This is a genomic window from Methylomonas koyamae, assembly GCF_019669905.1.
In the GTDB taxonomy this organism is placed as follows: Bacteria; Pseudomonadota; Gammaproteobacteria; order Methylococcales; family Methylomonadaceae; genus Methylomonas; species Methylomonas koyamae.
Genome location: NZ_AP019778.1, coordinates 150097 through 174107, shown reverse-complemented (window position 1 = coordinate 174107; position 24011 = coordinate 150097). Strand labels below are relative to the sequence as shown.

Below are 24011 nucleotides of genomic sequence, written 5' to 3'. Positions count from 1 at the left end.
TGCGACGACTGCCCGCTTTATGAATTTACGCGGTCATTTAGGTTTGAACTATTTCGATTACTTGGCTGGCAGCTTTTGGCCGGTTGAGTTGAGATCGTCAACGGCGACTTTTCAGGCCCCCGGTTCAGCTCAATTAACTAATTACCAATAGCTTTCATTAACTGTTCGACCTGTGTTTTCGTGGCCGTTAATTGGCCTGTTAGAAGCGCAACCTGTTCTCGCGCGTTGCCAGCCTCTTTTTTAGCGCGATCTGTTTCAGCTTCGAGCTTAATCAGCTTTTCGCCCGTACGTTGAAGTTCCGCAGCGGCTCTTTGTCGTTCCTCCTTTCGCTGTTCCTCCGCGGTTTCCACTTTGGTCTGCAGTTTGGTCAAATCCGTTTTCAATTGGTCTCGCTCGGCCGCGATAGATTGGGCGGCTTGTTTCTGAGCCGTCACCTGTTGCCGCAGCCTGGCTTGCTCTGCTTCATGCTGTTCGGTTGCTGCCTTCGCGTTCTTCTCGATCGCCTCCAATCGTTCGCGCAAGGTGGCTAGCTCAACCGCCTGTAACTGGTTCGCGGCCTGCGCTTCGGTCAAGCGTTTGATCAACTCCCCCACCCTGGCCTTCTCATCCGCCAGCATGGTCTCCAATTCATCGACCGCCTGCGAGGCATCGGCCAGCTCGCGCTCTGATTGGGCTTGCTGTTCGCGCGCCGCTCGCAACACATCAGCTACCCGCCGCTCTTGGGTTTTGACCGCTCTGTCATTCAGTTCCAGCGCTAACACGTTAATTTTGTCGACCAACCCCTTGGTCAACACCGCCAAGCTTTCGGCCACTTCCAGCGGCAACTCGACGACGGGCTCCGAATTTGTCACCGCTTGAGTGGCATTGTGCCTGTCCCAAACCTCTTTGAGCCGCTTCGGATCGCCGCCGCCGGTTAGCTTGCGTAACGCAAATCCGGTGACATTCCGATTCGCCTTCGTCAACGCCTTGCCGGCTTCGATAATTTGGTCGTCGGTAATATCGGCGGGGCGACCCAAACTGGATTCAACGTCTTCTGCTTGCATGGCGAACTCCCATTCGGAATCAACTGCGACGGCAGGAGTTTGACATATTAAAAGAAATAAAGAAAGTAAGAAAGAAAGTTAATTCCCACGCTTCACATCTCACGCCATCCTGATTGTCAAATTTGCAATCATTGTCGCCACAGGATTGCAACCCACAAAAAACGTAGCCACAATGTAGCTACCGATTTGAATTTATTTCAGAGGTAACAATGAAAGTTGGGCCGCAAACTGCTCTAGGCACTTTTACGGCAGGCGCCGGCCTCGGGTAAGTCATTTTTGGCGGCGCTATATCGGTCGACAAAGATTTGCATTAAGCGCGTTTAACGGGAGTAAATCTGATGCAAACTGAAATTAAAAAATGGGGTAATAGCGCCGTGATTCGATTGCCGGCGGCGATGCTGGCACAGTTAAAGCTGGAAGTCGGTTCGCCGGTCGAGCTGACAGCGGACGATGCCGGGCTACGGATTGTACCGACCACGGCCAAACCTGTTTTTAAGTTGGAGGAATTACTGGCTGGCATGACTGACGATAATCGGCATGATTGCATTGACTGGGGGCCGGATGTTGGCCGAGAGGGTAACAATTAATGGCTGTATCGTACGTACCTGAGCGCGGGGATTTGGTGTGGATTGCGTTCGATCCTCAAGCAGGCCACGAACAAGCGGGGCGCCGCCCCGGCCTGGTCGTTACGCCACGCACTTATAACGTCAAAGCCGGGTTGGCGTTGATTTGCCCTGTAACAAGTCGGGTTAAAGGATATCCGTTTGAGGTACCGTTACCGGTCGGCGACCGTGTGAGTGGTGTGATATTGGCGGATCAGATTCGCAGTCTGGATTGGGCGGCGCGTCAGGCCGAAAAGATATCTATGGTGGACGGGGCGGTATTGGCCGAAGTCTTGGCCAAAATCGAGGCTCTTATTCAATAATTCAGCCCGTGGACCGGCTATTACCCTGCATTGTCTTCGGTAAGTCAAATAGTGGCTTGCTCCTGTTAAGGCTTCGGGGATATCGCCAAGCGTTTAACCATTCTACCGATTCTTCGAGCAACATGCTCAGGTACCCAGTCGCCGCTAAAATCCACTTCCACTTCGCAATTTCTTTTGTTATAAAAGCCACTATTATTTAGCGTTAATCAACGCTGAAGATCCTGCAGCAGCAGGCGCTCCGTCTTTAGGCGGCGGGAACCGATGTTCCCGTACTGAGTGCGTCAATCTCAACTTTCAATCCATGCGTCATTCAAGACGCCTATACCACCCAATGGGGAACGATCCGATTCCCCAATGGGAGTCCGTCGTTCCCTTTTTTTAAGGAGAACGATTATGGCTCAAAGCAATCCCTGCAGAAATACCTCCGATACGCATACTCGCCCGGCAATACCGGATGCTGCGAAACAAACCTATGGCCTGACGGAGCAATCCTGGAAAGTGCTGACGGAAGTCACCTTTCCCACAGCCAAAACCGCAGAAGCCATCTTGATGGCTCTGGATTATTGCAAAACCCGAAAACTCGACATCTTCAAAAAACCGGTGCATATCGTCCCGATGTGGAGTACCGCTTTAGGTCGCAATGTCGAAACCGTCTGGCCCTCCATCACGGAAATTCAGACCACCGCGTCCCGAACCGGTGTTTGGGCTGGAATGGACCGTCCCGTGTGGGGCCCGGATGTCACCAAGACCTTTACCGGGCGCTACAAAGACGACAACGACCAATGGCAGGACGTCAATGTCAGCGTAACTTTTCCCGAATGGGTGGCGGTTACCGTGTACCGGATCGTCGGCGGCCAACGTTGCGCCTTTACCGAGGAAGTCTATTGGCTTGAAGCCTACAGCACGGCCGGCGGCAAAAACTCGCAAGTGCCTACCGCGATGTGGATCAAGCGCCCCAAAGGGCAATTGGCCAAATGCGGTAAAGCGGCGTCTTTGCGTGCGGCCTTTCCGGAAGAATGCGGTTATGCCGCCGAGGAAATGGACGGCAAAATCATCGATATCGACGGCTCCGATGTTATCGATATCGATCCGCCGGCCGAACCGACTACTGCGACACCCGAGCAACAGCCTCAAGCTGAAGCCAAGCCGGAGGTGATCGATGCATCTAAGCTCCATCCAAATTTGATTAAGGCAGTTGAAACCCTGATTAAGCGGACAAAAGATGCAAACGCATGGGCGGCGGCCGAAGAATTCATCACCAGCCGATTTACTGGTGTTGACCTGATCTATGCCCGTGCGGAATTAGACAAAGCCAAACCGAAACCCGCGTTAACGCATAGCGAAGGCATGACCATGCCGCCGCTATCTGCGAAAGACGCCGAGCTTAGCAAGGCTCGTCAAGCACTCAGAAATTAAACCGACTTTCGGTTTTTCTCATTTACCCATCCAGGGCGTCATGATTCGCCCGGTGGGCTATTCGTGACGCTCTTCTGTTGGAGAAACGTCATGACTGAAATCACCACCTTCGATCAATCCCTCAACCGGATACCCAGCTTTACCGACTGGAGCCGTTACGACTCACCGACCGTCCTGCGCCGCTATGGGCCGGGATTTCTTGATAAAGCGCTGGATCCGGACACGGAAACCCGGCTATTTCATCGCCGGCATTCCTACGCCGACTTGGTCAGTATCGCCGATACCTTCGGCGGCATCTGCACCCTATCGCCGGGTTGCACCTTGTTGCTATTCGACGATGTCCGTCTCGCACAGCGTTGCCACGCGGTGTTGAAACAACGCAAATTAGAAGGCGTGCTGCACGGCTGTCACATCCGGATCGACGGAGAGTTCGAATGAAAATCGTCGATATCGCCCAACGCAGCGATGCGTGGCGGCTATGGCGATCGCAAGGCGTAACCGCCAGTGAAGCAGCAATCATTCTGAACCGCTCGCCTTACAAAACGCCTTGGCGCTTGTGGGCGGAACGGGTCGGCATCGTCCTGGAAGCCAACCTCGACAACCATCCATTGGTTCGTCGCGGCCGCGAACTGGAAACGAAGGCGGCGCAATGGTTCGAAGCCACGTGTGACGAACTGTTGTTGCCCTTGTGCGGCGAGTGCGATCAATACCCGTTGATCCGCGCCTCGTTCGACGGCATTCCCGCTAACGGCGAACCCGTCGAAATCAAATGCCCGCATCCCAGCACCTACGAAAACGTGGTACAGGAAGGCGAGCAGTCGGCCGCCTATAAATTGTATTGGGTGCAAATGCAGCAGCAGCTGTTGGTCGCCGATGCTAAAAGAGGCTATCTGTGCTTCTATCTCGACGACCAGCAAGTCAAGGTGTTCGACATCGCGCGCGATGACGCCTTTTTGGTGACTTTAATCAACGCGACGATCACGTTTTACGGTTGGGTCATCACCAAAAAAGAGCCGCCGAAAGACCTGAAGCGGGACTTGTATTTGCCTGAAGGCGACGCCGAAATTCAATGGCATCGACTGGCGGCCGAATACCGTGCCCGGCAGAAGAAACTGGAGGCATTGAAAGCCGAAGCCACCCAACTGGCCGAACTGCAAGCCAAGACCGAAGCCCAATGGGTAGAGCAAATGGCCGACTACGTCATCGCCGAACATTCCGGCGTGCGTGTCTGTCGAAGCGTCAGCCAGGGGGGTATCGATTACAAGGCGGCTTTAACGGCCCTGCTCCCGCAACTGACTGAGGCGGAGCTGGCCCCGTACCGAAAGGCTCCGGCCTCGCGGGTACGCGTGACGTGCCGAGACGACAATGGCAAAAACGCGCAAGTAGCGTTTGACCCGGATTCCTTGGCCGTGACGGAAAGCAGTTGGTTTTGAAAACACGTTAGCAACGAACGAACACTACCTCGGTAGTGTTCGTTTCTTTAAGTCGATTCAGGGCTTGTTTTAAGGTGTAAGCCAAGCCCTCAACCGACTTTTCTAGCGCTATCGTCATCGATACGCTGAAAATCCTGCAGAGCAGGCGCTCCGTCTTCAGGCGGCGATCAAGGCATGTCCTTGGTGGTACCGGGTGCGTCAAACCCGGCTTCGTCCGGCCGTTGCTATCAACGGCCTATTTTATAACCCGAATGGGGCATCACGCCCTATCGGGCCATCGGTGCCCCCTGATTGTTGGAGGTGCACTATGACAAAATCAGAAGCTGTTTGGCTGTTTTTAACCGATCTTAAGCACCGCCGGGATACTACCCGTCGCCTGTTCGAGATGGCTAAAACCGAGCCCACCCTGGTCACGACGTATATCGCGTCGTTGCCGGACAATTGGCAACACCGTGACGATCCCGAAGTCGACTTGCTCAAGCAGCTGCACGCAGTTGCGCTGACCGCGATCGCCGAACGTGCAGTGTCTGTCGGTTGAATGCCAACCGTAGGTTAACTGTCGGTCAACTGATCGAAAGTGACCTCGCCACGCATTAAAGGACTGCTACCCGTTTCCAACGCCTGCAGTAAATCGGCCAGGAACACCGGGGAGCACGCCTGAACCAAGGCGACATCGTACTCCGCTGTCGTTTTAATCGTATTGACCGCGTAACCGCGCCTGGCGTTGTTGCGTTGTAAGCGGCGAAATTCCGCTCGGGTCAATCGGACTTTACCCGCATGTTTGATCATGCAAACCTCGATCGGTGTTGATGTTTGATATCGTTTGATGATTACCCACCCCACCCAGGGAGACCTCTCCCGATGGGGGCGTGTCTCCCTTTTTTATAGGAGATACGACCATGAACCTCAATTCTGTTTCGAAATTGCCACGCCGCGAACCCTCCATGTCCACGGCGGAGAAGATCCTCGAACTGGCCGCGTTAAAACCGGCCACGGTCGCAGGCGCTTTATTGAATCATCCCGATATCTTCCGGGATCTCAACGAGTCAATTGCCACCACCTTGGTGCTATCGCTCGTCGACCGCGGCCAAGCCGACACCTTACGCCAATTGCTGGCGAGCAAGGCGATCGGCGAAGCTAAAGCCCACCTTCTGGCCGAATTACTCCTGTTGGAGGCATTCGCCGAGTAACACGGCTTGCAGCAAGCGGGATTCGGCACTCGTGTCCTTATCCCGCACGGCATCGGCCGCGACTTGCAAGGCCGCATTGTACTCCGCCACCGTCTTCGGCGGCGCGGCGCGATCGGTCATCACCCGAAAGGCGTGCCGTTCCCGGTCGCTTAAACGTAGTTTATCCCCTAGTCGAATCATATCGGAGCCCTCAATGGTTTAGACCATCGTAACCGCTATGACTCATTAATCAACCCCGCAAGGGAGGTTCGCTTCCCTACCGGGGGCGCACGCCTTCTATTTCGGGAGTCACTCTTAAATCAGGAGGCAGTATGTACCAACAGTATTCCGTCGCCGATACCTTCGGCGTATCCGCACCGGCCTCGATGACCGTCGAAGGCTTTGTCCCGGCAAATAATCCATTCGTGCCGGTCCAAAAACCGTATGTGTTTCGGCGCGAGCCATTGCGCGACGTCCTGGCGTTCTTTCGGAATCCGAATGGCGATGGACTGTATATCACCGGTCCCACGGGCTCCGGTAAAACCTCGTTGGTTGAGCAAGCCGCCGCGCGCTTACATTGGGGTGTGCATGCCGTTGCCGGTCATGGCCGGCTTGAGTTCAACGATTTGTTGGGCCAATTCGTCTTAACCGGCAACGGCACGATGAAATGGACCGACGGCCCGTTGACCAGCGCCGTGCGCCACGGCCACGTGCTCTTGCTCAACGAGATCGATGCGACCGACCCGGCCGAGTTGCTGGGTTTAAACGATATCGTCGAAGGCAAACCGCTGATGATTGCGGCCACCGACGAAGTCGTCATTCCACACCCGAAGTTCCGTCTGGTTGCAACCGGCAACAGTGCCGGCGCCGGCGACCAGTCGGGCTTGTATCAAGGAGTGATGCGTCAAAGCCTGGCCTTTATGGACCGCTTTCGTTTGATGGAAGTGGGCTATCCGGAACCGGACGACGAAATGAGCATGCTGGAACGCGCGGTCCCGACCATGCCGCTGAGCATTCGGGAACGCATGATTCAGCTGGCCAACGAGATCCGCAAGGTCTTTATTGGCGGCAGCGATTCGGCCGGCCTGCTTTCGATCACCATGTCGACCCGCAGCTTGTTGCGTTGGGCCCAGCTCAGTGCCAACTACAAAGGTTCCCCGAACGCCCTGGCCTATGCCTTGGATCGGGCGCTGGTTCTGCGGGGGGATGCGGCCGAACGCGAGGCCATCCACCGGTTGGCGCAAGACGTGTTCGGCAGCGATTGGCAGGTGTGACATGTCGGTGCTGTATTGGCAAGTCGAATGCCGCGCACCGCAACCGGTCGTCTTTGCCGTAAACCACGCCTTACATCAGTGGCGATCTTGTATCGACCGCTGGCAGCAAGACCTTGGTTTGAGTTATGTGGGTTGGCCGGATTGGGACTCGCTGCTGCGTTTAAGTGAAATCGGCCGCGGCTTTGACACCAGCGGCCAAATACACCCGGAACACGGCATTGCCCCCTGGTTATGGCTAACGGCGTTGAAAAAAGCCGGCTTCGTCGGCATCGACGTGGGCATTGTCACCGATGCGTCTCGCGAAACCTCGACCAACTTACACCAGGAATCCGAGGTGTTACAGCTATTCGGTACCAACCTAGTGCAGATCCGGCCTGTGGCTGAAGCACTAGGCTTGCTGTTGCCGTCCTTGGATCTGGTTGCCGCTTTAGGCGAAATGGACAGTGACTGGTTTTAACCGGTCACGGTTTTTACTTTTTTGAACCCGCCTTTCAACAGGCTTTATCAACCCGGAAGGGGCTTACACTGCCCTCCGGGGCTGTCGTAGGCCTCTTTTAAGGAGGCACTATGACGAAGTGTAATCAAATATTGGACCGTGTGGTCTTGGTCAAAATCCAAGCCAACATCTACGGCGCGCGGAAAAAATTGCGCAAAGAAGATCTGGTACTGGCCGACGGCAGTGAATTACCGCCCGAGGACTTGGCCAGCTTAGGCTCGAAACGTTTGCTCGATCCCGACCAGTTGGCGGACTTCAATCGCTTGAAAAAAGCGGCCGAACGCCACTGTTTACGGGTCGGCACCCGCTTCATGGGCGGTTTTGTGGTGCCGGTCGAACACGCGGACGCCATCGTGAGCGAGCTGGAAAAAGTCGCTCAGGAATTCGCGGTTAATAAAGCGAAGTTCCTGGCCGGCTACGACGACGCCGTGCGCGATTGGATCAAAAAGCATCCGAGCTTTGCCGGCATTATCGAAAAGGCGATCGACCCTATGGCGTACGTGGCCACGAAGTTGGGTTTCGACTTCATGGTGGTCGCCATCCGACAACCGGAAGCCTCCAGCCCGAAAGATGTGGCACGGCTGGAACAGCAAATCGATTCGATCGGCGGCCAGTTGTTTCAAGAAGTGGCCAACGACGCCGAGTTATTGCTGGAACAATCCTTGATCGGAAAAGATCAGGTCACCCGGAATGCGTTGCGGCCGATTAAGCGGATTCGCGACAAACTGGATGGCTTGAGCTTTTTGGATTATCGCGTGGCACCGATCGTCACCTGGATCGATGGCGTACTGCAAGAAATCCCCAATCGCGGCGCGATCGAGGGGGCCTTGCTGCAGGAGATCATGGCAATGACCATGCTATTGGCCGATCCCGACAAGCTTCGCCGTCACGGAGAAGGCTTGTCGTCGAACCCGTCCAAGGTAACGAACGACGAAGACGCGGATGACGTGTTGTCGTCAGGGCATCCGGCATCGCCGATATCGACAGCCGTGATCGCCCCGGTGCAAACCAGCCTGCTCGAACCGAAAGAGCCGCCCACGGTGGACCCGGACGATCTGTTTGCCGGCTTGTTAGACGATCTGTTTACCGACGATGAAGGCGAAGCTCAATCCTTTGCCGACATCGCTTCGCGGCCGGTTCTACCCGTTGCACCGCCCGCGTTGGCTGCGCAAGCGCACGGATCCGACAACGACAACGAACCCGATACCCACGGCACCGACGAATCCGAACTACCGGAGGAAGCGGTTACCGAATTCTGGTTCTAAGCGTTATTTTTATCACCCTATCGGGGCAATGCGACACGCCCCTCGGGGCTGTGGCTTGCCCCTTGCTTTTTAAGGAGCAAGCCATGCATCAAACTTTAGAACGCGCGTTTCCCATTGTGGCGGCCGCGATCGGCAACCGCTTTGGCATTTCGATCTCGGTCGGCGGTACTGAAGCCTACACCGACGGCCAATCGATACAACTACCTGGCTACAACGGGTCAGAACCGCAGTACCAGAACTACGCGTGGGGCTATCTGGCCCATGAAGCGGCGCATATTCGGTTTTCGGACTTTCAGCTCGATTTTGGTGACTCGGTTCTGCGCCGGCGTATCTGCGGCGCGATCGAAGACGTGCGCATTGAGCATGAACTGGCCAAGGTCTATCCGGGCACCCGCTTGACCCTGGCAAAGATGGTGGAACAGATGTTGACCGAAGGTCGCTTAACGGCCCAGGCCGCATCCGATCATCCCGGCAATGTCCTGTTCGGCTACATTCTGAAACGGCTTCGGGCCAAGGTGTTGGGCCAAACGGTACTCGAACCCTTAGTCGACGCTACGCGACAGGCCTTGCGCGCATGTTTTCCACGCGGCGCTTTGATTCGCTTGGAAGGCTTGTTGTCCGAAGTACCGGAGGGCTTGACCTGTGAACGCGACTGTCTTGATCTGACCGATCGGATTCTGGCGATGCTCGAAGAGGAATGTGCGAAACCTGCGGCTACCGCGTCTGACGACCAGTCGGATACGGACCCGGAGGATGACAACACCCTTCAATCCGGCGCGGACTCGGCACAGGACGATCAACCCTCTTCCGATTCGGACGCAAAGGACGATCAAAACGGCACCAACCCGGAAGATTCTGCACCGTCCGACCAGGACAACGATCCCGGAAACGGTTCGGCGACTTCGCCCAACCCACCGTCCGGAACGGGGGAGCCGGCCAACCTAGACAGCGCGAAGCAAGCGTCCTTAATGGACCAGCTCAACACGCTATCAGAGCCAGACCTGGAACAGGATTGGTTCGAGACGGCGAAATCGCAATTGGGTTTGACGCCGGATTCGGCCGAAAAATGTACGCTACCTGTCGGTCTGTTTCCGAAAGGTAGTCGGCTAGTCGGCCAAGCCTTAGCAAACCGGGTGGAGCAGAACAGCAAAGCCCTGCGGGTCGCGTTGCAAAGCGCGGTGCAAGCCCACCGGCAAAATCGGCCGCAAGCCGCGCGAAACGGCCGGCGTATCAATCCTCGCCGCTTAACCAAACTCGCGTTGGGCGATACGCGGGTGTTTTGCCGATCCGGGCAACGAGTTGCGCCCAATTGTGCGGTGCATATCTTGTTGGACAAATCCGAAAGCATGGGCGAAACCCTTGTCATTCAGGGCGAAGAGGTGAGTTTGCTCACTCTGGCCCTGGAAGCGTCGATGGCCTTGGCCCTCGCGTTGGAGAGCATTCAAGGGGTCAATCCGGCAATCACCGCCTTTCCCGGCGCCAACGATGAATCGGTGCACCAGGTGTTACGGCACGGCGAAAAAGTCCGCGACAATTTGGGACGTTTTTCGGTCTTTTCGGCCTATACCACGCCGATGACGCAAGCCGTTTGGTTTGCCGCGGCGCAATTGCTGCAATGCCGCGAACCGCGCAAACTGCTGTTAACGGTGACCGACGGCGTACCCAACGATTTACCGGGCACGCTGTCGATCTTAAAGCGTTGCCGTGACAGCGGCATCGAAACCCTCGGCATCGGCTTAGGGGTGGAGGTCGGCCATTTGTTTCCGGTCGCCCTCACCATTCATGACCTGGCTGAATTGAGGCCTCAGCTGTTCGCACTGTCCAAAGCCATGCTATTGGCGGCGTGAGCGGTTAGGTGACTTGAATCGTGTCGATGCGTGGCCAGAACTTCATCCTTGATGAAGTCCTGCCCGTATCGACACCCTTCCCTATTGCACGCCCGGCCGGATCGGGCTACAGTGGGTGCGTGCGATATCAGCCGGTTTTTTCATGCGTCGTCCGCGACGGGACATGAAAAAATCGACTTCATGCGTTCTTTCGAGAATGCTGATTCCGGCTTCTGCCGGCGTTCCGTCTTCAGGCGGCGAGCAAAATCCGTTTTGCTTGTATCGGTTGCGTTAATGCCGATCCTTAATCGGGCTTGTTACAAGCCTTTATCCATCCCGCTTCGGGCGCCATCGCCCGAACCGGGTCGTGCGTTTGAAGCATGTTCTTCCATTTCGGAAGGAGGTTTCAATGCACTTCATTTTAGGCACCATCATTCTTGCCCTATTCATCCTGGCCATCCGGGTGATCTGGCATACTCTCAAGTCCGCCCGGCTCTGGTTTAGTCAGCACTGGGCGTTATGGCAAACAGCACGCTTGCGCCAAGCTTCGGTAATGCCGGCCCTACTACCACCCCGCTTTACCGCACAAAACAGCCTGCCGGCAACGGATTGGGAAACCTTATCCCAAACCGTAAGGCAGGGTATTTTGGAACGCAACAACCGTCCGACCTACCGGCTCGAAACACTCGATATCGAGCTGCAGGTTAAACAGAAAACCCAAGCGATTATGCTTGCGGACATTGAAATAGCCAAATTGCAACTCAGTTTGGCCCAAGCACAGGAACTGCTCGCGCAGCCTGCAAAAAAGCGGCGCAAAACGCAGGTGGAAGTACCGGCCAAAAGGCCGAATCCAGCCTCTGAATTGCGCAAAGCGCTTGGCAGCGGCAAAGAGGGCTCGCGTTCGGCCGTGCATTAATCGGCGGTCAGTGCAGCCTGGTCCTATCCGAAGGCAGGTGGAAGACGTTGTTGCTCTTCAGTTCCCGCTCGACATCGAGCCCGAGCTGAGGCGCAATCTCAACGATCGTCTCCTGCCGGAGCGCGCGGATGCGGGCTAACAGCGGTCCTGCAACCTGGGGATCGCGCAGTTTGGTTAACACGCCGACTTCGGCATCGTTCAATTCCTCCAGGATTTTTCGATACAAATCGAAGTGGCGTTTGCCGGGCCCTACCAGAATCGCCATCGGTTTTGGTTCGGGTTGTGACCGGGGTTTAGGTGGTGGATCGATGATTCGATCCAGCCACTTCACCCAGTTCACTAATCGGGTCATTATCGGGTTCATCGTCGTACCTTGAAAAAAGGAAGCGTACGCAGACCTTACAACGACTTATTTAAAGTGCAACCGTTTGCCCGCGCGGCCGGCGGTTTTTTATTCACCCTGGCGGGACTCCATCCTGCAGGGTGGCGGTTCCCGCCGATCACGGAGGGTATTGCCATGTCATTCTTACCAGCTCCGGTTTCGGAGATTCTGTATCTGAACCAATACCGTTGTCCCTATTGCCAGATCCAATGGGACGACGAATGGAATTGCGCCTGCAACGACCGTTGCCCATCGTGCAATGCCGAAATCTCACCCTACCACAGCGAGGTGCTGACCGAGGAGAACCCATCACCGGCCTACGCCGTGACGTACACCCTCGATTACACGCACCGGGTGGTAGTCGGCATCGTCGCAGAGTCGGCAGACGGCGCGCAAGCGGTGGCAGAAGCCGCCTTCGACGACGGTACCATCTGGGACGACACCCCGGAAATGCCGCTGTTGTTCGACGACTTCGAGGAAGTCGACGGCAAAACCCCGCGTTGGCAGGTCGAAGCGGTCGACGTCTGGCCCAAGGCCGATGCCTCGGTGGTGAAGCTACGTCAAGAACGCACCGCGATGGCAGTGTGCCGCGGTCTGATCGACGCCTACCAGCGCGGTAAAGACGCCGGCGGCAGTATCGATTGGGACAATTTGGACCAATTGTTAACGTTAGCTAAACAAGCACTGGGATTGTCTGATTCAGACCCAGCCGCTTAATCATCCTTCGGCTTTTCGCGATATCCGCGGCGAGCCTCATTATCAATCCCTGCGGGAATGTCTGTTCCCGACCGGGGCGTGGCATTCCCCTTTTTTTGGAGAATGTCATGAGAGACCACTTTCAACAATATGCCTCGACGGAAGCGCTGAGTATCCGGGCTTGGGCAAAGTTCAGGAACACCCGATTTGTGCGGGTACTGGATCCATCGGCCGGCGAAGGGCATTTGCTCAAAGCCAAGCCATTCAAACAGCACCAACGGGTAGCGATTGATTGCGTCGAAATCGATATGCGTAAGCATGCGGTGTTACGTGCGCAAGGCTACACGGTGGTCGGGTTGGATTTCCTGCAGTTTCAAAACGGCAGCAGTTACTCGCACTGCATTATGAATCCGCCTTTTGCACAGGGCGCTCACCACGTGCTGAAGGCCTGGGACATCTTGTTCGACGCTGAAATCGTCGCCATCCTCAATGCCGAAACCGTACGGAATCCATTTTCGAAAGAACGCCAGCTGTTAGTGCGTTTGATCGAACAGCATGGCGAGGTGGAGTTCTTATCTGACATGTTCGCCGGCGAAGATGCCGAACGCAAAACCAACGTCGAAATTGCCCTGATCTGGTTGAAAAAAACCTCAACCTTCGAACAGGAGATCCTCGGCAATATTTTGGACAATTTGCGTCAGGATCGTTGTGAAGCGGACGACTTGGCCAGCGCATTTCATGTGCCCCAGGAGTTAGCCTTACCGACTGCTTATATCGATAACGCGGTATTGATGTTCGATGCCGCCTTCGAAGCGACACGGCAGGCTGTATTCAGTGAAGCCCGTGCCAGCCGCTATCGAGCCATGCTAGGTAAAACCCTGGGTGAGCTGAGTGGTGGCGGTGTGCACACTGTAGACGATTCGTCATTGGATGCGGTGAAGCAGACGCTGTACGAACGTTATCAGGACCTGAAAAATCGCGCGTGGAGTAGCATTCTGCGTTCGACTCAGGTCAAGTCACGATTGTCATCGGCGGCGCAAAAGCGGTTGGAGTCGGATTTCGAATCGATCAAGTCTTTGGAATTTACCGTGGCGAATATTTACGGTTTTCTGCAAGGCATCATCGATCAGCAAGGTGAAATTCAACTCAGCATGGTCTGCGATGTGTTCGATCTGATCACGCGCTACCACAGCGACAATGCAGTGTATTACATGGGGTGGAAATCCAATGATAAACACCGCACGCTGGGGATGCGGATCAAGACCACACGCTTCGTACTGCCAGGGCATAAAGTCGAGTCCTACCACACAGGTCTTGACTGGAATTCGGAGCAACTTCTAGCCGATTTCGACAAGGTCTTTGCCTTGCTCGACGGCAAGACCGAAGCGGAAGTAAGTTTGGTATCGGTGTTTAGGCAGCATTTCAGTGCGCTTAAGGACGGTGAACGGATAAGCAGTAGTTACTTTGACGTTCGTTACTATCCGGGCGCCGGGACCATCCACTTTTTTCCGAAAAGCAAGACCTTGATCGACCGCATGAACCGTTGGGTTGGCTGTCGGCGACGCTGGTTACCGCCGGTGGATACTCAAGCCGGTCCAGGTTTCTGGCAGCAGTTCGAACAGGCTGAATCGCTCGATCGGGCATTTCATGCCGAGGTAAATAAACAGTGTCCAAGCGGCACCAGACACTTACGCTTCGATCCCTTTTGGGCCATCAAGCACGGCGGCGAGTCGGAACGGGAAAAAGGCAACGCCCTTTTAGCCCAGGCAATGAGCGCGGTACTGGCCAGCCGAGGGATCGATCCGGATGCGATGTTGGCGAATGAACCCGTCAACCGCAATTTGCTGGAATGGATTGATGCCTTGGAGTCCAATCAAGATCTGCCTTTGGCGTCGTAATTGAGCCTCTTTAGCAAAATATGTTCTGCCGACGGTCAACGTCGGTAGACATCGCTGATGAGGCTTTGAATATTTTTGACAACCCTTCCGGAGAAAGTCTACCCCGGCAGGGGACGGCTTTCTCCACATTTTAAGATTACCGGAGAAAGCCCATGTTATTCATTCAAGAAACCAATAATAGTTATCGTATGGCTGATGAACAGGATGTCATATCAGAGGCCATTAAGATCTACAACCGCACGTTCAGTCGAGGTGAAGCCTTGACCAGTCCTGACGACGCGAAGGACTGTATCAAATTGAAGTTGGCGCCATACGAGCACGAAGTATTTCTGTGTTTGTTCTTGGACAATCAACATCGCGTTATCGCTTGCGATGAATTGTTCCGGGGGACGATTGATGGCGCTAGTGTGTATCCGCGCGAAGTGGTCAAAGCTGCGCTGCACCATAATGCGGCAGCTCTGATTATGGCGCATAACCACCCGTCGGGGATTAGCGAACCTAGTCGGGCCGATCGCGCGATTACAGCAAAACTTCAAGAAGCCTTGGCCTTGATTGACGTTCGTGTACTTGATCACTTCATCGTCGGCGAAACCGTGCATTCATTCGCTGAGCATGGCTTGTTGTGAAAAAGTATTGGCGTCAAGCTTACTCCTCGATTAAGCCAAAGACCGACCCTATCTTAAGTTAACTACTGGTCTCACCAGTACCTTACCCTGCGGGAATACCTGTTCCCGACTGGGGCGTGGTGTTCCCGCTTCAACTGGAGAACATCATGCAACACCACATTATTGAACAGACCAGTCACGGGAATACAGTTCGCTATCAGCGTCTGCCGTCCGGCACCTGTTATCACGAGGACACGCCTCAAGAAGTCATTGCTCTGCTTGAGGAAGTCCAGGGTACGCAACGGAAAATCCGTTTGTACTATGGCGACCCGGCAACGGGACAGTCCTGGTTCGACGAGAACGATGTCATCGGCACTATCGGTCGCTCATGCGGCAAGATCAAGGTGCCGTTGCTGATCGAACCCGGTGAAAGCGGCGGTCTGGCTATTTTGGACCACTGTATCGTGCGGATTGACAGTCCGTTTCGGACCATTTATCAGCACCCGACCTTTCGGGTTGGCGACGTTGCCATCCAAAAAGGGGTCCACGTCGATTATCCGTGGTCGGTCACGATCGACGGCCAAGTCCATGCCGGCTTTGTAAACAAACGGCGGGCAAATGCGTTTGCTGCCTTCATTCAAGGCCAACGCTTTGCCTTGCCCGTCGACAAGCACGGGCTAATCGAGTGCGAAAACGACGATTTACCCTGGCAAGTTTGGGTGAACGACCGGCAGAAGGCCGCTTTTTTGTCTGAAGCTGAAGCGACGCGGTATTGGCACGCACTGCAGTAACCGGGCGCGATTGACATTGTATTTAACCCCGACGGGTACCCTACCCGTTTGGGTGCGGCTTGTCGGGGCATTTTCTGAGGAAAATCACCATGACAGACCAACCACAAAACAATGACGCCGCCATCAAACGCAGCGTACAGCAATCTTTGACGGACCAAGGCTGGGTCGCGCTCAACAGCGTGGCCATCGCCACGAAAGGCTATGCCACCGCGGTCGGACGCAAGCAGGCCTATGTATTCGTAAGCTACTGGGCAAACGAATGGGTAGTGACCGCCGGCTATGACAGTCAAGGCCGCAATATCCTGGAATCGCTACTCGTAACATTGCCGGAAACGGCCAATGCCGACACGATTCGGAAGGCAATCGCGGAATTTTCGGCTGCCATCGACGCGCGGGTCGCGGAAAGTTACGCCGTCCGTCTGATCCGGAATGAACCGCAAAAACAGCCCTTCCGGCTGGGTACCACGGTGGTAACACCCGGCGTACTCGCTCTGCTGGAAGACATGCTGCTCGATGCGGGCTACTTGCTCTCGCGCCACGCTGCCGATTGGGCCGTAGAGGATCCGGTGTTAGAACAATTTGTGTTGGCTGAAGGCGGTCAACTGATGTCGGTGTATCGGATTAATGACGCACACACCGTCTGGGTCATCACCAAAGCCGATCATTCGGCGACAACAGTGTTGTTGCCGGACGAATATTACCCTGAGCCTTTTTGAAACCACCCTTGCGGGGAGCACTGTCTTTCCCGTACGGGAGCCTGTGTTCCCCGTCATTTTTGGAGAAGGAACCATGACTGCACTCGTATCACTCTCAAACGGAAGGATACAAACCTCTATCGCCGCACTGGCGTTGTTAACCGCTTGCGGTGTCGAAATGACAGCGTTGTTGGACCGACATGCCAACGGCGATTGGGGCGATATCAATCTGGACGAAGAACAGGAAAACGGCCTGTCCCTCGTCTGCGGCGGACCGATCGTTTCGCAATTCAAGCTGTCCGGCCTGGACAGTATTCGAATTGTGACGGATACGTTTCAGAAAACGACGCGGATTAATCTTGCAACCGAACCGTCTTGCTTTGCCGGCCATGCTAGCCATTCGTTTGGCAGCGAGGCCCTGGCGGCTTAAGACCAAGTTGCTTTACTCCTTGATGATCAAGGTATTGTCGCTTCGGTAACAGCACTTTAATTCATTATTATTTTTCTAACCCTGCCGGGAAACTCATTCCCGCTTGCGGATTGCGTTTCCTGGCTTCCTATGAGGAAACACAGATGCATCAAGAAAAACCGCATGAAGCAAACCATGTGTTGTCAACACCCATTATCCTCCGCTGCACATGTTGCGGCATCAAAGTTATTGGTCGCCAATGGTCCGGCCAAGACACTGGATGGGGTTTATGCTCGTCTTGCATTGAACCATGTAAACGGCACTGTTCTAGCGATCAAGAATTCTTGGAAGCCCATGGCGTTCAAGGTATTCACTTCGATTTGCCCGTCCATGTGTTATCAACACCCATTACCCTCCGCTGCACACATTGTTTCAATAAATTTATTGGTCGCCAATGGTCCGGCCAAGACACTGGATGGGGTTTATGCTCGTCTTGCATTGAACCATGTAAACAGCACTTTTCTAGCGATCAAGAATTCTTGGAAGCCCATGGCGTTCAAGGTATTCACTTCGATTTGAAAAGCTAGTTATTTCTTAGCCAATTCGTCGGAAACCACGTGGATTTGTCTTACGACGGAACCGTACGCTTTGCCGGTTACATCGGTCATTCGTCTGGCGGTGAAGCTCTGGCAGCTTAACACCACACCCGCGCATCACTTGGGATAACCCGGTGACGCGCGTTAAAACCCAATGACTCGGGGAAACGGACATTCCCCGCCAGGGGTGCGTCTCGATTTCCTCGACGTTCCAATTTAATTGAGGAAAAACACCATGAACGCACCCCTACAACTGAAAGTAAACCCTGAAAATTTAGTCCACAGTCTGAAGTGGAGTTTTACCAATCGGACGACGTATTTGGGTGAACTGATGCAGAATGCCCGCCGCGCCGGCGCCAGCTATGTCGCGTTCGACTACTGCGCCGATACCAACACCTTGACTGTGACGGACGACGGCTGCGGAATCGATTCGCTCGAAACCCTGCTCACCGTCGCCGAGTCCGGCTGGGACATGGAACTGATTGCGAAGGAACACGCCTTTGGCGTCGGTTTTCTATCCGCGATCTTCGCCTGCCGGCATCTGGGGTTATCCAGTAAAGGCGGGTGTTTTTCGGTCGATACCGATCATATCCTGGGGTTTCAACCGGTGGAGGTTTCGCCGGTGACCGATTGGAACGGTCTGACCGAAATCCGGCTGGTCGATATCGACCCAGGTAAACTCAAAAATACCCTGGAGGAATTAGCGGCCGGTTTTCCAATTCCGGTGCATTTTAACGGAGTCTCGCTACCGCGACCCAACGCCATCGATTCTATCGGGGCGGCGGAGTTTGTGGCATCACCGGTCGGCGAAATTCGCTTGATCAACCTGATCGATTCGTATCGGTATTACCGGGATTGCTTGGTGTATTTGCAAGGCCTACCGGTATATCGAGGCCACTATTACCGTATCGGAGACACCAGCCACCTTGGCAATATCGTGCATCTGGATAGCGCTCAATTCATGGCCCGCTTACCGGATCGCGACAAATTGGTGGATGAAGCCGATGTGATTAAGCTGATCCATGAGGCGATCGCCGCGGCGGTCGAAAGCCAGCTCATGGCACTGAAAACGGCCTTGAGCGCGGACGATTTCCTGACCTACTACCCGGTGCTACGCGAGTGTGGCTTGATACACTTACTCAACGATGTCGACCGACTGCCCAAAGCGCTAGTCTCCCGCATCCAAGGACCACCGGTCTGCGATACCGACCTATTTGGCGACTTTCTGGAAATGGTTGACCAACCAATTACCCAGTCCGCCGTCAAAAGCGGACAAGTGCAATTGGTGACGATTGACGACGATCTCCAGTCCGATGGGGCCTTGCGATACCTGCTGGCCTGGAAAAAAGGCTGGGTGCTCGTCGATAACCAATTCGACGCCGGGCATTGGGTGCAGCCTTACCTGCGGCACTTGAGCCAAGAAGAAGTGCGGAGTGAGATCCTTGAGGAGTCACATCGCGCGCAATTTCAAGGCATCTGGGTTTGGGTGACCGCGGTGTTTTGCCGGGCTTACCGGATCCGGATCGGTGACGATAGCATAGAAATCGATGAGCACGGCGCCTATACCGGCAACGAACAGGATGATATCGTCCTGATTCCCTGCCAGGAAAAGTGGGGTGACGTGCTGGAACAGGTGTCGCGTTTCTGCGAGAACGACGATGACTATCAAGGTTCCTGTCACGATCAGGATATCGAGCAATTTGGCTGCTTCATCGTGGCGAACACCGCCGATGATCCCGCAGACGCGTTGAAACGGCTGATGCCGGATCTAACCGGATGCAAAGTGTTGCACGGCAACCGATTCGTGGTGGAGATTGCCCCTGATGGGCAGCTGGCAGCCGTTTCGATAGCGGAACCCGCTTTAACCGACCTCGAACGGCCGTCATGACCTCGAAATTCGTCATCGACGCGCAAACGCTGGATACGGAGCCTGGTCATCCCGAGTCGCCCTTTTCGCCGCCGGCGGATTGGACGGGCGACGACGACGCCTATTTGACCTGGCTGAGAAGCCAATTCAAGGCCAGTCCTTGGGTTAGACAACGGTTAGGTTTGGCGGCTAGGCGCTATGCCAAAAACGAGCCCTTAGACTTTCAAGGCCGGTTCGGCGCGCTATTGCCGACTGTCCTCGATAGCATGCTGAGGAAAATACACGCCGAGCAGTCTGTCGGCGATTAACCCCATCCCCCTGACGATCGCGTTAGGGGGATGTTTTACCGCTTAACGCGATTCAATCGCAATCCGCCCGGACGGGAAACAGCTTCCCGGTCTGGGGGCTTGTTTTCCCGACGGTTTTTCATAACAATTCGAGGAAACCAGCATGAACACACACTCTCCACACTCTACGGAACCAGCGATGACGTTACAATCCAGCGAGTCTTTCATGACCGAGGCGCAATACCTCGCGAGCGAGCGCGTGTCCGAAACTAAACACGAATATCTCGATGGCCGGGTTCTGGCCATGGCCGGCGCGAATCACAACCATTCGCGGATTTCAGCCAACGTGCTTGGCGAGTTTCGCAGTCATTTAAAAGGCCGGCCTTGCGAGGCGTTCATGGCCGATACCAAGGTGAAAGCCGGTCAGAACTACTTTTATCCGGATGTCGTAGTGGATTGTACGAATGCGGCCGGCGATGCGGATTTTCTAACGTCGCCCCTGCTGATTGTCGAAGTGCTATCGAATTCGACTCGTAAAATCGATACCACTAAAAAGTTGCTTTACTACATCAATATTCCAGCACTTGAGGAATATGTGCTGATCGAACAGGATATCGTCTCGATCATCGTGATGCGCCGGAAACGCGACTGGCGTTCGGAGTATTATTATCTGGGGGATCACGTCACGTTCGATTCGATTCAACTGACCTTGTCCGTGGAAGATATTTACGATCGCGTGGACAATGACGATCTAATACAATTTGAACAGGCGAAGTTTGATACCGATCATCAATAGTCGCCTTCGATTTTAGCCCCTGAACAAGGGGCTTTTCGGGGCTGTACAGCGGAGATTAGCCGCTATGTCCTCTTTTTACCCGTATGTCGGTTGTACCCGAAAAAACGCCTCACGCACAAAGCTTGGCCGGTATCGTTATGTGCAACCCGATAGAGGCGTTCGAGCGCTGCCAGGCCTTCTTGTTTTGTCAAGGCTCGAAATTGTTCGAGTTGTACAATTTGGGTCAACAAATCTGATACAGCCATATTCAATAGGGCTATTTTAAGCCGACAACGGACAGGCAGCACCAATAAACGTTCGGCCCCCTACTCTACTACACCTTCAAATACTCAAATCCGAACTACGCTAGTGGTCGCTATACGTCGTCGTACAGACTTGTTGGGCATTGCAATTTACCGTCTTTTTCACCTTGGTCACTCGCTTAATTTCAGGCGTTGCAATCGGTTGCTCGACGGCCAGTGTGGCGGGTCGAATTGGGACCGGGAACATAACAGGCGCCCTGACTATTTGTTCCGGTGAAGAACCATTGGCCACCAGCGTCATCCTGTTATGGCTTTGGGTAATGGTGAAATATTTCAAGGTGTTCATGCCAACTAAGACTTCATCCAGATGCTGGTTGATCGTCGCATCGAGATTTCTGATTTCCGCATTGCCAATTTTCAGGCTATTGACTTGGGTCAGCCGATCAATCACCTGTCCACCCGCGGTATTGCTATTAATGGGCCTGCCGACCGGTAGACCAGCGGCATCGGCAAAGCGCGCTGGAATTGAGGTCATGGTCGCGCCGGTATCGATCAAAAAAGGCATCGGCACATTATTGATCAACACGGTTCCCCGGAAATGTCCTTGTCGATCGGCCGCTATTTCAAGCCCACCAGAAATAGGCATAGCAACCGGGGTGTTCTCTGCCGGAATTGATACAGAGGGTGATGCTGGAAGATGCACCCCTTTCAGCTTTATAAGCTTATCGGTCCCCCACCAAAGGCTAAAGAGGATCATGGCCGGAGTTAAGAGGTATTTTAAGCTCCCAGAAGACCGGTTGGTCGGTGGTGGACGGTGTCGGCGCAACTTGTCGAAGTCAGAAACGTTTGCTTTTGATGCCGCCTGATGTCTTTCCCAGTAATAGTCTCGATCTTGTATGCCCATAATACATCCTTAAGGCTGTAACGCCCGCCATAATGCGCCGATAACCCGACAAGAAGCTTCATCTGAAGAATGAGTCCCGCACGCAGCAAGCAAATCACTATCCGCTTGATGCAACCAAGCATTCCGGATCAGTAGACCAAGACTAAAATGGAGGTCACACAAATCCTCCTCGGTCATTGCCGCGATAGTTCGTTTATCTTCCTCACGCAAAATCAATAGCAATCTCTCAATCGCATCGGAAAGTGTAGTGGGCTGGCTGTCCAGTTTAACTTTGAAAGCTGACCAAGCGATAACCAATTGGAACGATCCCAGCAGTAGTGGCAAGTTAATTTTTTTAGATGCATGTTGCCGCAAATTCCTCTCGGTTGCTACGATGCAAGTCACAATCTGAGGAATGACCACGGTACTTGCCAAGCGACACCATTAAAAATGCCCACCTTTCAGGTACTACTGCAAAATCACCAAAGAGGCAGCCAAAGCGAAAGAAGGTACCTGCCTTGGCAATACAGACAGCCTTTGCAGCGTTGATTATGCCAAGCCGGGTAAATCATTAGCGGAGAAATGGCTGGCATTTTTATCCACGACGTCAGGTAACCATTAACCCAACACCCCGGCAATCTCCCGAAAACAAGCCAGCCCCGCCTCCACGTTTTCAATAATCTCGGCGGCGATGTCGTCCGGCTCCGGCAGGTTGTCCAGATCGGCCAGCGATTTATCTTTCAGCCAAAAAATATCCAGACTGGTCTTATCCCGCGCCAGAATTTGCTCATAGCTGAACTTGCGCCAGCGGCCTTCGGGGTTGTTTTGCTCGTGCCAGGTTTCATGGCGCTGATGGCGGTTGGCCGGGTTGTAGCAGGCAATGAAATCCTGCAAATCCTCGTAGCGCAACGGCTTCTTTTTCAGGGTGTGATGAATATTGGTGCGGTAATCGTAATACCAGATTTCCTTGGTCCATGGGTTGGGGCTGGCTTCGCGGTTATCGAAGAACAGCACGTTCGCCTTGACGCCGTTAGCGTAGAAAATGCCGGTCGGCAGCCGCAGAATGGTGTGCAAATCGGTATTCTGCATCAGCTTTTTGCGCACCAACTCGCCGGCACCGCCTTCGAACAACACGTTATCCGGCACCACCACCGCCGCGCGACCACTGATTTTCAGCAGGCTGCGAATGTGCTGCACAAAATTAAGCTGCTTGTTGGATGTGGTTGCCCAAAAATCCTGGCGGTTATAAGTCAGCTCGTCCTTTTCCTGCTCGCCTTCCTCGTTGGTAAAGGTCATGCTGCTTTTCTTTCCAAACGGCGGATTAGCCAGCACGTAATCGACGGTTTCTGCCGGTGGCGCCACCAAGGCGTCGTTGGATGAAATGGCGTTGTTGCCATCGATTTCGCCGATGTTATGCAAAAACATATTCATCAAGCACATGCGGCGGGTATTGGCGACAATCTCGTTGCCGTAAAAGGTTTCGTGTTTTAAGAATGCCAACTGCTTTTTATCCAGCGGGTAGTTGGCTTTTAAAAAGTCATAGGCCGCCAAAAAGAAACCGCCGGTCCCGCAGGCTGGGTCGGCAATCGATTTGCTGGGTTCAGGCCGCACACACTCCACCATTGCCTTGATCAAAGCCCGTGGCGTGAAGTATTGCCCAGCGCCGGACTTGGTATCCTCGGCGTTTTTCTCCAGCAAACCCTCGTAGATGGTGCCTTTGGTATCCGCGCCCATCACCACCCAATCGGTGTCGTTGACCATATCGATCAAGCGCGACAACTTAGCCGGATCCTGAATCTTGTTTTGCGCCTTGGTAAAAATTTGCCCCAATATACCCGGCTTATTACCCAGCTCGCGCAACAGCACCACATAATGGCCTTCCAGCGCCGCGCCTTTTTTAGTCTTAAGGCTTTGCCAGTTGTATTCGGCGGGGATGCCGACATTGCGGTTATGCGGTGGCCGGCTGTATTCGTCGGCCATCTTCAAAAAGATCAGATAAGTCAGCTGTTCCAGATAATCGCCATAACCCACGCCGTCGTCGCGCAGGGTGGTACAAAAACTCCAGACTTTGGAAACGATGGATTCGGCGTTCATAAAAGTG

Annotated in this window: 28 protein-coding genes and 1 pseudogene; 22 read left to right on the top strand and 7 right to left on the bottom strand. The window is 54.3% G+C overall.

What is annotated here, in order from left to right:
• Nucleotides 1-137 precede the first annotated feature (137 nt).
• Nucleotides 138-1043 carry a DNA-binding protein gene (locus MKFW12EY_RS22600; RefSeq protein WP_082409595.1) on the bottom strand — a complete coding sequence of 302 codons (906 nt, stop codon included), beginning with the start codon at nt 1041-1043 and terminating at the stop codon, nt 138-140.
• Between the two features lie 338 nt (nt 1044-1381).
• Between MKFW12EY_RS22600 and MKFW12EY_RS22595 the strand changes: the two genes are divergently transcribed.
• From MKFW12EY_RS22595 to MKFW12EY_RS22570, 6 genes are all read left to right on the top strand, one after another.
• Nucleotides 1382-1630, top strand: coding sequence for an AbrB/MazE/SpoVT family DNA-binding domain-containing protein (locus MKFW12EY_RS22595; RefSeq protein ID WP_054758391.1), 249 nt, complete (start codon nt 1382-1384; stop codon nt 1628-1630).
• Nucleotides 1630-1968: an endoribonuclease MazF gene (mazF, locus tag MKFW12EY_RS22590; protein WP_054758393.1), complete on the top strand. Its 339-nt coding sequence runs from the start codon at nt 1630-1632 to the stop codon at nt 1966-1968. The genes MKFW12EY_RS22595 and mazF overlap by 1 nt, the downstream gene beginning before the upstream one ends.
• A gap of 354 nt (nt 1969-2322) precedes the next feature.
• Nucleotides 2323-3384 carry a phage recombination protein Bet gene (gene bet, locus MKFW12EY_RS22585; RefSeq protein ID WP_245006533.1) on the top strand — a complete coding sequence of 354 codons (1062 nt, stop codon included), beginning with the start codon at nt 2323-2325 and terminating at the stop codon, nt 3382-3384.
• A 90-nt stretch (nt 3385-3474) separates the two neighbouring features.
• Complete coding sequence (locus MKFW12EY_RS22580) at nt 3475-3822, top strand: hypothetical protein (RefSeq protein WP_054758397.1); 348 nt, start codon at nt 3475-3477, stop codon at nt 3820-3822.
• Entirely contained in the window at nt 3819-4817 is a 999-nt protein-coding gene (locus tag MKFW12EY_RS22575) for a YqaJ viral recombinase family nuclease (protein WP_221054661.1), read from the top strand. The genes MKFW12EY_RS22580 and MKFW12EY_RS22575 overlap by 4 nt, the downstream gene beginning before the upstream one ends.
• 307 nt (nt 4818-5124) lie before the next feature.
• Nucleotides 5125-5355 carry a hypothetical protein gene (locus MKFW12EY_RS22570; RefSeq protein ID WP_054758400.1) on the top strand — a complete coding sequence of 77 codons (231 nt, stop codon included), beginning with the start codon at nt 5125-5127 and terminating at the stop codon, nt 5353-5355.
• A gap of 14 nt (nt 5356-5369) precedes the next feature.
• Here MKFW12EY_RS22570 and MKFW12EY_RS22565 read toward each other — a convergent pair whose 3' ends face one another.
• The gene (locus MKFW12EY_RS22565) at nt 5370-5606 is read right to left on the bottom strand and encodes a hypothetical protein (RefSeq protein ID WP_054758403.1); all 237 of its coding nucleotides are present in this window, start codon (nt 5604-5606) and stop codon (nt 5370-5372) included.
• A 110-nt stretch (nt 5607-5716) separates the two neighbouring features.
• On the opposite strand from MKFW12EY_RS22565, the gene MKFW12EY_RS22560 reads away from it, so the two are divergent.
• A complete protein-coding gene (locus MKFW12EY_RS22560) occupies nt 5717-6007 on the top strand; it encodes a hypothetical protein (protein WP_157199139.1) in 291 nt (96 codons plus the stop codon).
• On the opposite strand, the gene MKFW12EY_RS22555 is transcribed toward MKFW12EY_RS22560, so the two are convergent.
• A complete protein-coding gene (locus MKFW12EY_RS22555; protein WP_221054660.1) occupies nt 5978-6187 on the bottom strand; it encodes a hypothetical protein in 210 nt (69 codons plus the stop codon). The genes MKFW12EY_RS22560 and MKFW12EY_RS22555 overlap by 30 nt on opposite strands.
• A gap of 131 nt (nt 6188-6318) precedes the next feature.
• On the opposite strand from MKFW12EY_RS22555, the gene MKFW12EY_RS22550 reads away from it, so the two are divergent.
• From MKFW12EY_RS22550 to MKFW12EY_RS22530, 5 genes are all read left to right on the top strand, one after another.
• Nucleotides 6319-7260, top strand: a complete 942-nt coding sequence (locus tag MKFW12EY_RS22550; RefSeq protein ID WP_221054659.1) for an AAA family ATPase — start codon at nt 6319-6321, stop codon at nt 7258-7260.
• A gap of 1 nt (nt 7261) precedes the next feature.
• Nucleotides 7262-7717, top strand: coding sequence for a hypothetical protein (locus MKFW12EY_RS22545; RefSeq protein WP_054758406.1), 456 nt, complete (start codon nt 7262-7264; stop codon nt 7715-7717).
• Between the two features lie 110 nt (nt 7718-7827).
• On the top strand, nt 7828-9021 hold the full coding sequence (locus tag MKFW12EY_RS22540; RefSeq protein ID WP_054758407.1) for a DUF3150 domain-containing protein: 1194 nt from the start codon (nt 7828-7830) through the stop codon (nt 9019-9021).
• A gap of 83 nt (nt 9022-9104) precedes the next feature.
• Nucleotides 9105-10868, top strand: coding sequence for a nitric oxide reductase activation protein (locus MKFW12EY_RS22535; RefSeq protein WP_221054658.1), 1764 nt, complete (start codon nt 9105-9107; stop codon nt 10866-10868).
• A 388-nt stretch (nt 10869-11256) separates the two neighbouring features.
• Nucleotides 11257-11763, top strand: a complete 507-nt coding sequence (locus MKFW12EY_RS22530) for a hypothetical protein (protein ID WP_054758410.1) — start codon at nt 11257-11259, stop codon at nt 11761-11763.
• 7 nt (nt 11764-11770) lie between these two features.
• On the opposite strand, the gene MKFW12EY_RS22525 is transcribed toward MKFW12EY_RS22530, so the two are convergent.
• Nucleotides 11771-12127: a hypothetical protein gene (locus MKFW12EY_RS22525; RefSeq protein ID WP_157199141.1), complete on the bottom strand. Its 357-nt coding sequence runs from the start codon at nt 12125-12127 to the stop codon at nt 11771-11773.
• Nucleotides 12128-12280: 153 nt separating this feature from the next.
• Here MKFW12EY_RS22525 and MKFW12EY_RS22520 point away from each other — a divergent pair, with 153 nt between their 5' ends.
• The 10 genes and pseudogenes from MKFW12EY_RS22520 (at nt 12281) to MKFW12EY_RS22475 (ending at nt 20785) form a co-directional block, all read left to right on the top strand.
• Entirely contained in the window at nt 12281-12862 is a 582-nt protein-coding gene (locus tag MKFW12EY_RS22520; RefSeq protein ID WP_157199142.1) for a hypothetical protein, read from the top strand.
• A gap of 107 nt (nt 12863-12969) precedes the next feature.
• Complete coding sequence (locus MKFW12EY_RS22515) at nt 12970-14739, top strand: DUF4942 domain-containing protein (protein ID WP_221054657.1); 1770 nt, start codon at nt 12970-12972, stop codon at nt 14737-14739.
• 179 nt (nt 14740-14918) lie between these two features.
• Nucleotides 14919-15365, top strand: a pseudogene (gene radC, locus MKFW12EY_RS22510) (RadC family protein); the annotation flags it as partial.
• A gap of 146 nt (nt 15366-15511) precedes the next feature.
• Nucleotides 15512-16135, top strand: a complete 624-nt coding sequence (locus MKFW12EY_RS22505) for a hypothetical protein (protein WP_221054656.1) — start codon at nt 15512-15514, stop codon at nt 16133-16135.
• A gap of 89 nt (nt 16136-16224) precedes the next feature.
• A complete protein-coding gene (locus MKFW12EY_RS22500; RefSeq protein WP_221054655.1) occupies nt 16225-16851 on the top strand; it encodes a hypothetical protein in 627 nt (208 codons plus the stop codon).
• 73 nt (nt 16852-16924) lie between these two features.
• Nucleotides 16925-17260: a hypothetical protein gene (locus tag MKFW12EY_RS22495; RefSeq protein ID WP_157199143.1), complete on the top strand. Its 336-nt coding sequence runs from the start codon at nt 16925-16927 to the stop codon at nt 17258-17260.
• A gap of 162 nt (nt 17261-17422) precedes the next feature.
• Complete coding sequence (locus MKFW12EY_RS22490; RefSeq protein ID WP_157199144.1) at nt 17423-17818, top strand: hypothetical protein; 396 nt, start codon at nt 17423-17425, stop codon at nt 17816-17818.
• Nucleotides 17819-18070: 252 nt separating this feature from the next.
• Nucleotides 18071-19723 (top strand): hypothetical protein, encoded by a 1653-nt coding sequence (locus MKFW12EY_RS22485; RefSeq protein WP_221054654.1) that lies wholly within the window; start codon nt 18071-18073, stop codon nt 19721-19723.
• The gene (locus MKFW12EY_RS22480; protein ID WP_054758429.1) at nt 19720-20010 is read left to right on the top strand and encodes a hypothetical protein; all 291 of its coding nucleotides are present in this window, start codon (nt 19720-19722) and stop codon (nt 20008-20010) included. The genes MKFW12EY_RS22485 and MKFW12EY_RS22480 overlap by 4 nt, the downstream gene beginning before the upstream one ends.
• Nucleotides 20011-20152: 142 nt before the next feature.
• Nucleotides 20153-20785 (top strand): Uma2 family endonuclease, encoded by a 633-nt coding sequence (locus tag MKFW12EY_RS22475; protein ID WP_245006532.1) that lies wholly within the window; start codon nt 20153-20155, stop codon nt 20783-20785.
• 345 nt (nt 20786-21130) lie between these two features.
• Here the strand turns inward: MKFW12EY_RS22475 and MKFW12EY_RS22470 are convergent, their stop codons facing one another.
• From MKFW12EY_RS22470 to MKFW12EY_RS22460, 3 genes are all read right to left on the bottom strand, one after another.
• Entirely contained in the window at nt 21131-21931 is an 801-nt protein-coding gene (locus tag MKFW12EY_RS22470) for a retropepsin-like aspartic protease family protein (RefSeq protein ID WP_054758433.1), read from the bottom strand.
• Nucleotides 21932-21940: 9 nt separating this feature from the next.
• Nucleotides 21941-22285, bottom strand: a complete 345-nt coding sequence (locus MKFW12EY_RS22465) for a DUF6794 domain-containing protein (RefSeq protein WP_245006531.1) — start codon at nt 22283-22285, stop codon at nt 21941-21943.
• Between the two features lie 243 nt (nt 22286-22528).
• Nucleotides 22529-24004, bottom strand: a complete 1476-nt coding sequence (locus MKFW12EY_RS22460; protein WP_221054653.1) for a class I SAM-dependent DNA methyltransferase — start codon at nt 24002-24004, stop codon at nt 22529-22531.
• Nucleotides 24005-24011: the final 7 nt, after the last annotated feature.

Coding starts and splice junctions, on each gene's coding strand:
- MKFW12EY_RS22470 (WP_054758433.1), bottom strand. CDS start 21,931: ATGGGCATACAAGATCGAGACTATTACTGGGAAAGACATCAGGCGGCA.
- MKFW12EY_RS22595 (WP_054758391.1), top strand. CDS start 1,382: ATGCAAACTGAAATTAAAAAATGGGGTAATAGCGCCGTGATTCGATTG.
- MKFW12EY_RS22550 (WP_221054659.1), top strand. CDS start 6,319: ATGTACCAACAGTATTCCGTCGCCGATACCTTCGGCGTATCCGCACCG.
- MKFW12EY_RS22530 (WP_054758410.1), top strand. CDS start 11,257: ATGCACTTCATTTTAGGCACCATCATTCTTGCCCTATTCATCCTGGCC.
- MKFW12EY_RS22515 (WP_221054657.1), top strand. CDS start 12,970: ATGAGAGACCACTTTCAACAATATGCCTCGACGGAAGCGCTGAGTATC.
- MKFW12EY_RS22520 (WP_157199142.1), top strand. CDS start 12,281: ATGTCATTCTTACCAGCTCCGGTTTCGGAGATTCTGTATCTGAACCAA.
- MKFW12EY_RS22490 (WP_157199144.1), top strand. CDS start 17,423: ATGAAGCAAACCATGTGTTGTCAACACCCATTATCCTCCGCTGCACAT.
- MKFW12EY_RS22475 (WP_245006532.1), top strand. CDS start 20,153: ATGAACACACACTCTCCACACTCTACGGAACCAGCGATGACGTTACAA.
- MKFW12EY_RS22480 (WP_054758429.1), top strand. CDS start 19,720: ATGACCTCGAAATTCGTCATCGACGCGCAAACGCTGGATACGGAGCCT.
- MKFW12EY_RS22565 (WP_054758403.1), bottom strand. CDS start 5,606: ATGATCAAACATGCGGGTAAAGTCCGATTGACCCGAGCGGAATTTCGC.
- MKFW12EY_RS22460 (WP_221054653.1), bottom strand. CDS start 24,004: ATGAACGCCGAATCCATCGTTTCCAAAGTCTGGAGTTTTTGTACCACC.
- MKFW12EY_RS22555 (WP_221054660.1), bottom strand. CDS start 6,187: ATGATTCGACTAGGGGATAAACTACGTTTAAGCGACCGGGAACGGCAC.
- MKFW12EY_RS22495 (WP_157199143.1), top strand. CDS start 16,925: ATGACTGCACTCGTATCACTCTCAAACGGAAGGATACAAACCTCTATC.
- MKFW12EY_RS22535 (WP_221054658.1), top strand. CDS start 9,105: ATGCATCAAACTTTAGAACGCGCGTTTCCCATTGTGGCGGCCGCGATC.
- MKFW12EY_RS22500 (WP_221054655.1), top strand. CDS start 16,225: ATGACAGACCAACCACAAAACAATGACGCCGCCATCAAACGCAGCGTA.
- MKFW12EY_RS22505 (WP_221054656.1), top strand. CDS start 15,512: ATGCAACACCACATTATTGAACAGACCAGTCACGGGAATACAGTTCGC.
- MKFW12EY_RS22600 (WP_082409595.1), bottom strand. CDS start 1,043: ATGCAAGCAGAAGACGTTGAATCCAGTTTGGGTCGCCCCGCCGATATT.
- bet (WP_245006533.1), top strand. CDS start 2,323: ATGGGAGTCCGTCGTTCCCTTTTTTTAAGGAGAACGATTATGGCTCAA.
- MKFW12EY_RS22575 (WP_221054661.1), top strand. CDS start 3,819: ATGAAAATCGTCGATATCGCCCAACGCAGCGATGCGTGGCGGCTATGG.
- MKFW12EY_RS22580 (WP_054758397.1), top strand. CDS start 3,475: ATGACTGAAATCACCACCTTCGATCAATCCCTCAACCGGATACCCAGC.
- MKFW12EY_RS22485 (WP_221054654.1), top strand. CDS start 18,071: ATGAACGCACCCCTACAACTGAAAGTAAACCCTGAAAATTTAGTCCAC.
- MKFW12EY_RS22545 (WP_054758406.1), top strand. CDS start 7,262: ATGTCGGTGCTGTATTGGCAAGTCGAATGCCGCGCACCGCAACCGGTC.
- MKFW12EY_RS22540 (WP_054758407.1), top strand. CDS start 7,828: ATGACGAAGTGTAATCAAATATTGGACCGTGTGGTCTTGGTCAAAATC.
- MKFW12EY_RS22525 (WP_157199141.1), bottom strand. CDS start 12,127: ATGAACCCGATAATGACCCGATTAGTGAACTGGGTGAAGTGGCTGGAT.
- mazF (WP_054758393.1), top strand. CDS start 1,630: ATGGCTGTATCGTACGTACCTGAGCGCGGGGATTTGGTGTGGATTGCG.
- MKFW12EY_RS22560 (WP_157199139.1), top strand. CDS start 5,717: ATGAACCTCAATTCTGTTTCGAAATTGCCACGCCGCGAACCCTCCATG.
- MKFW12EY_RS22570 (WP_054758400.1), top strand. CDS start 5,125: ATGACAAAATCAGAAGCTGTTTGGCTGTTTTTAACCGATCTTAAGCAC.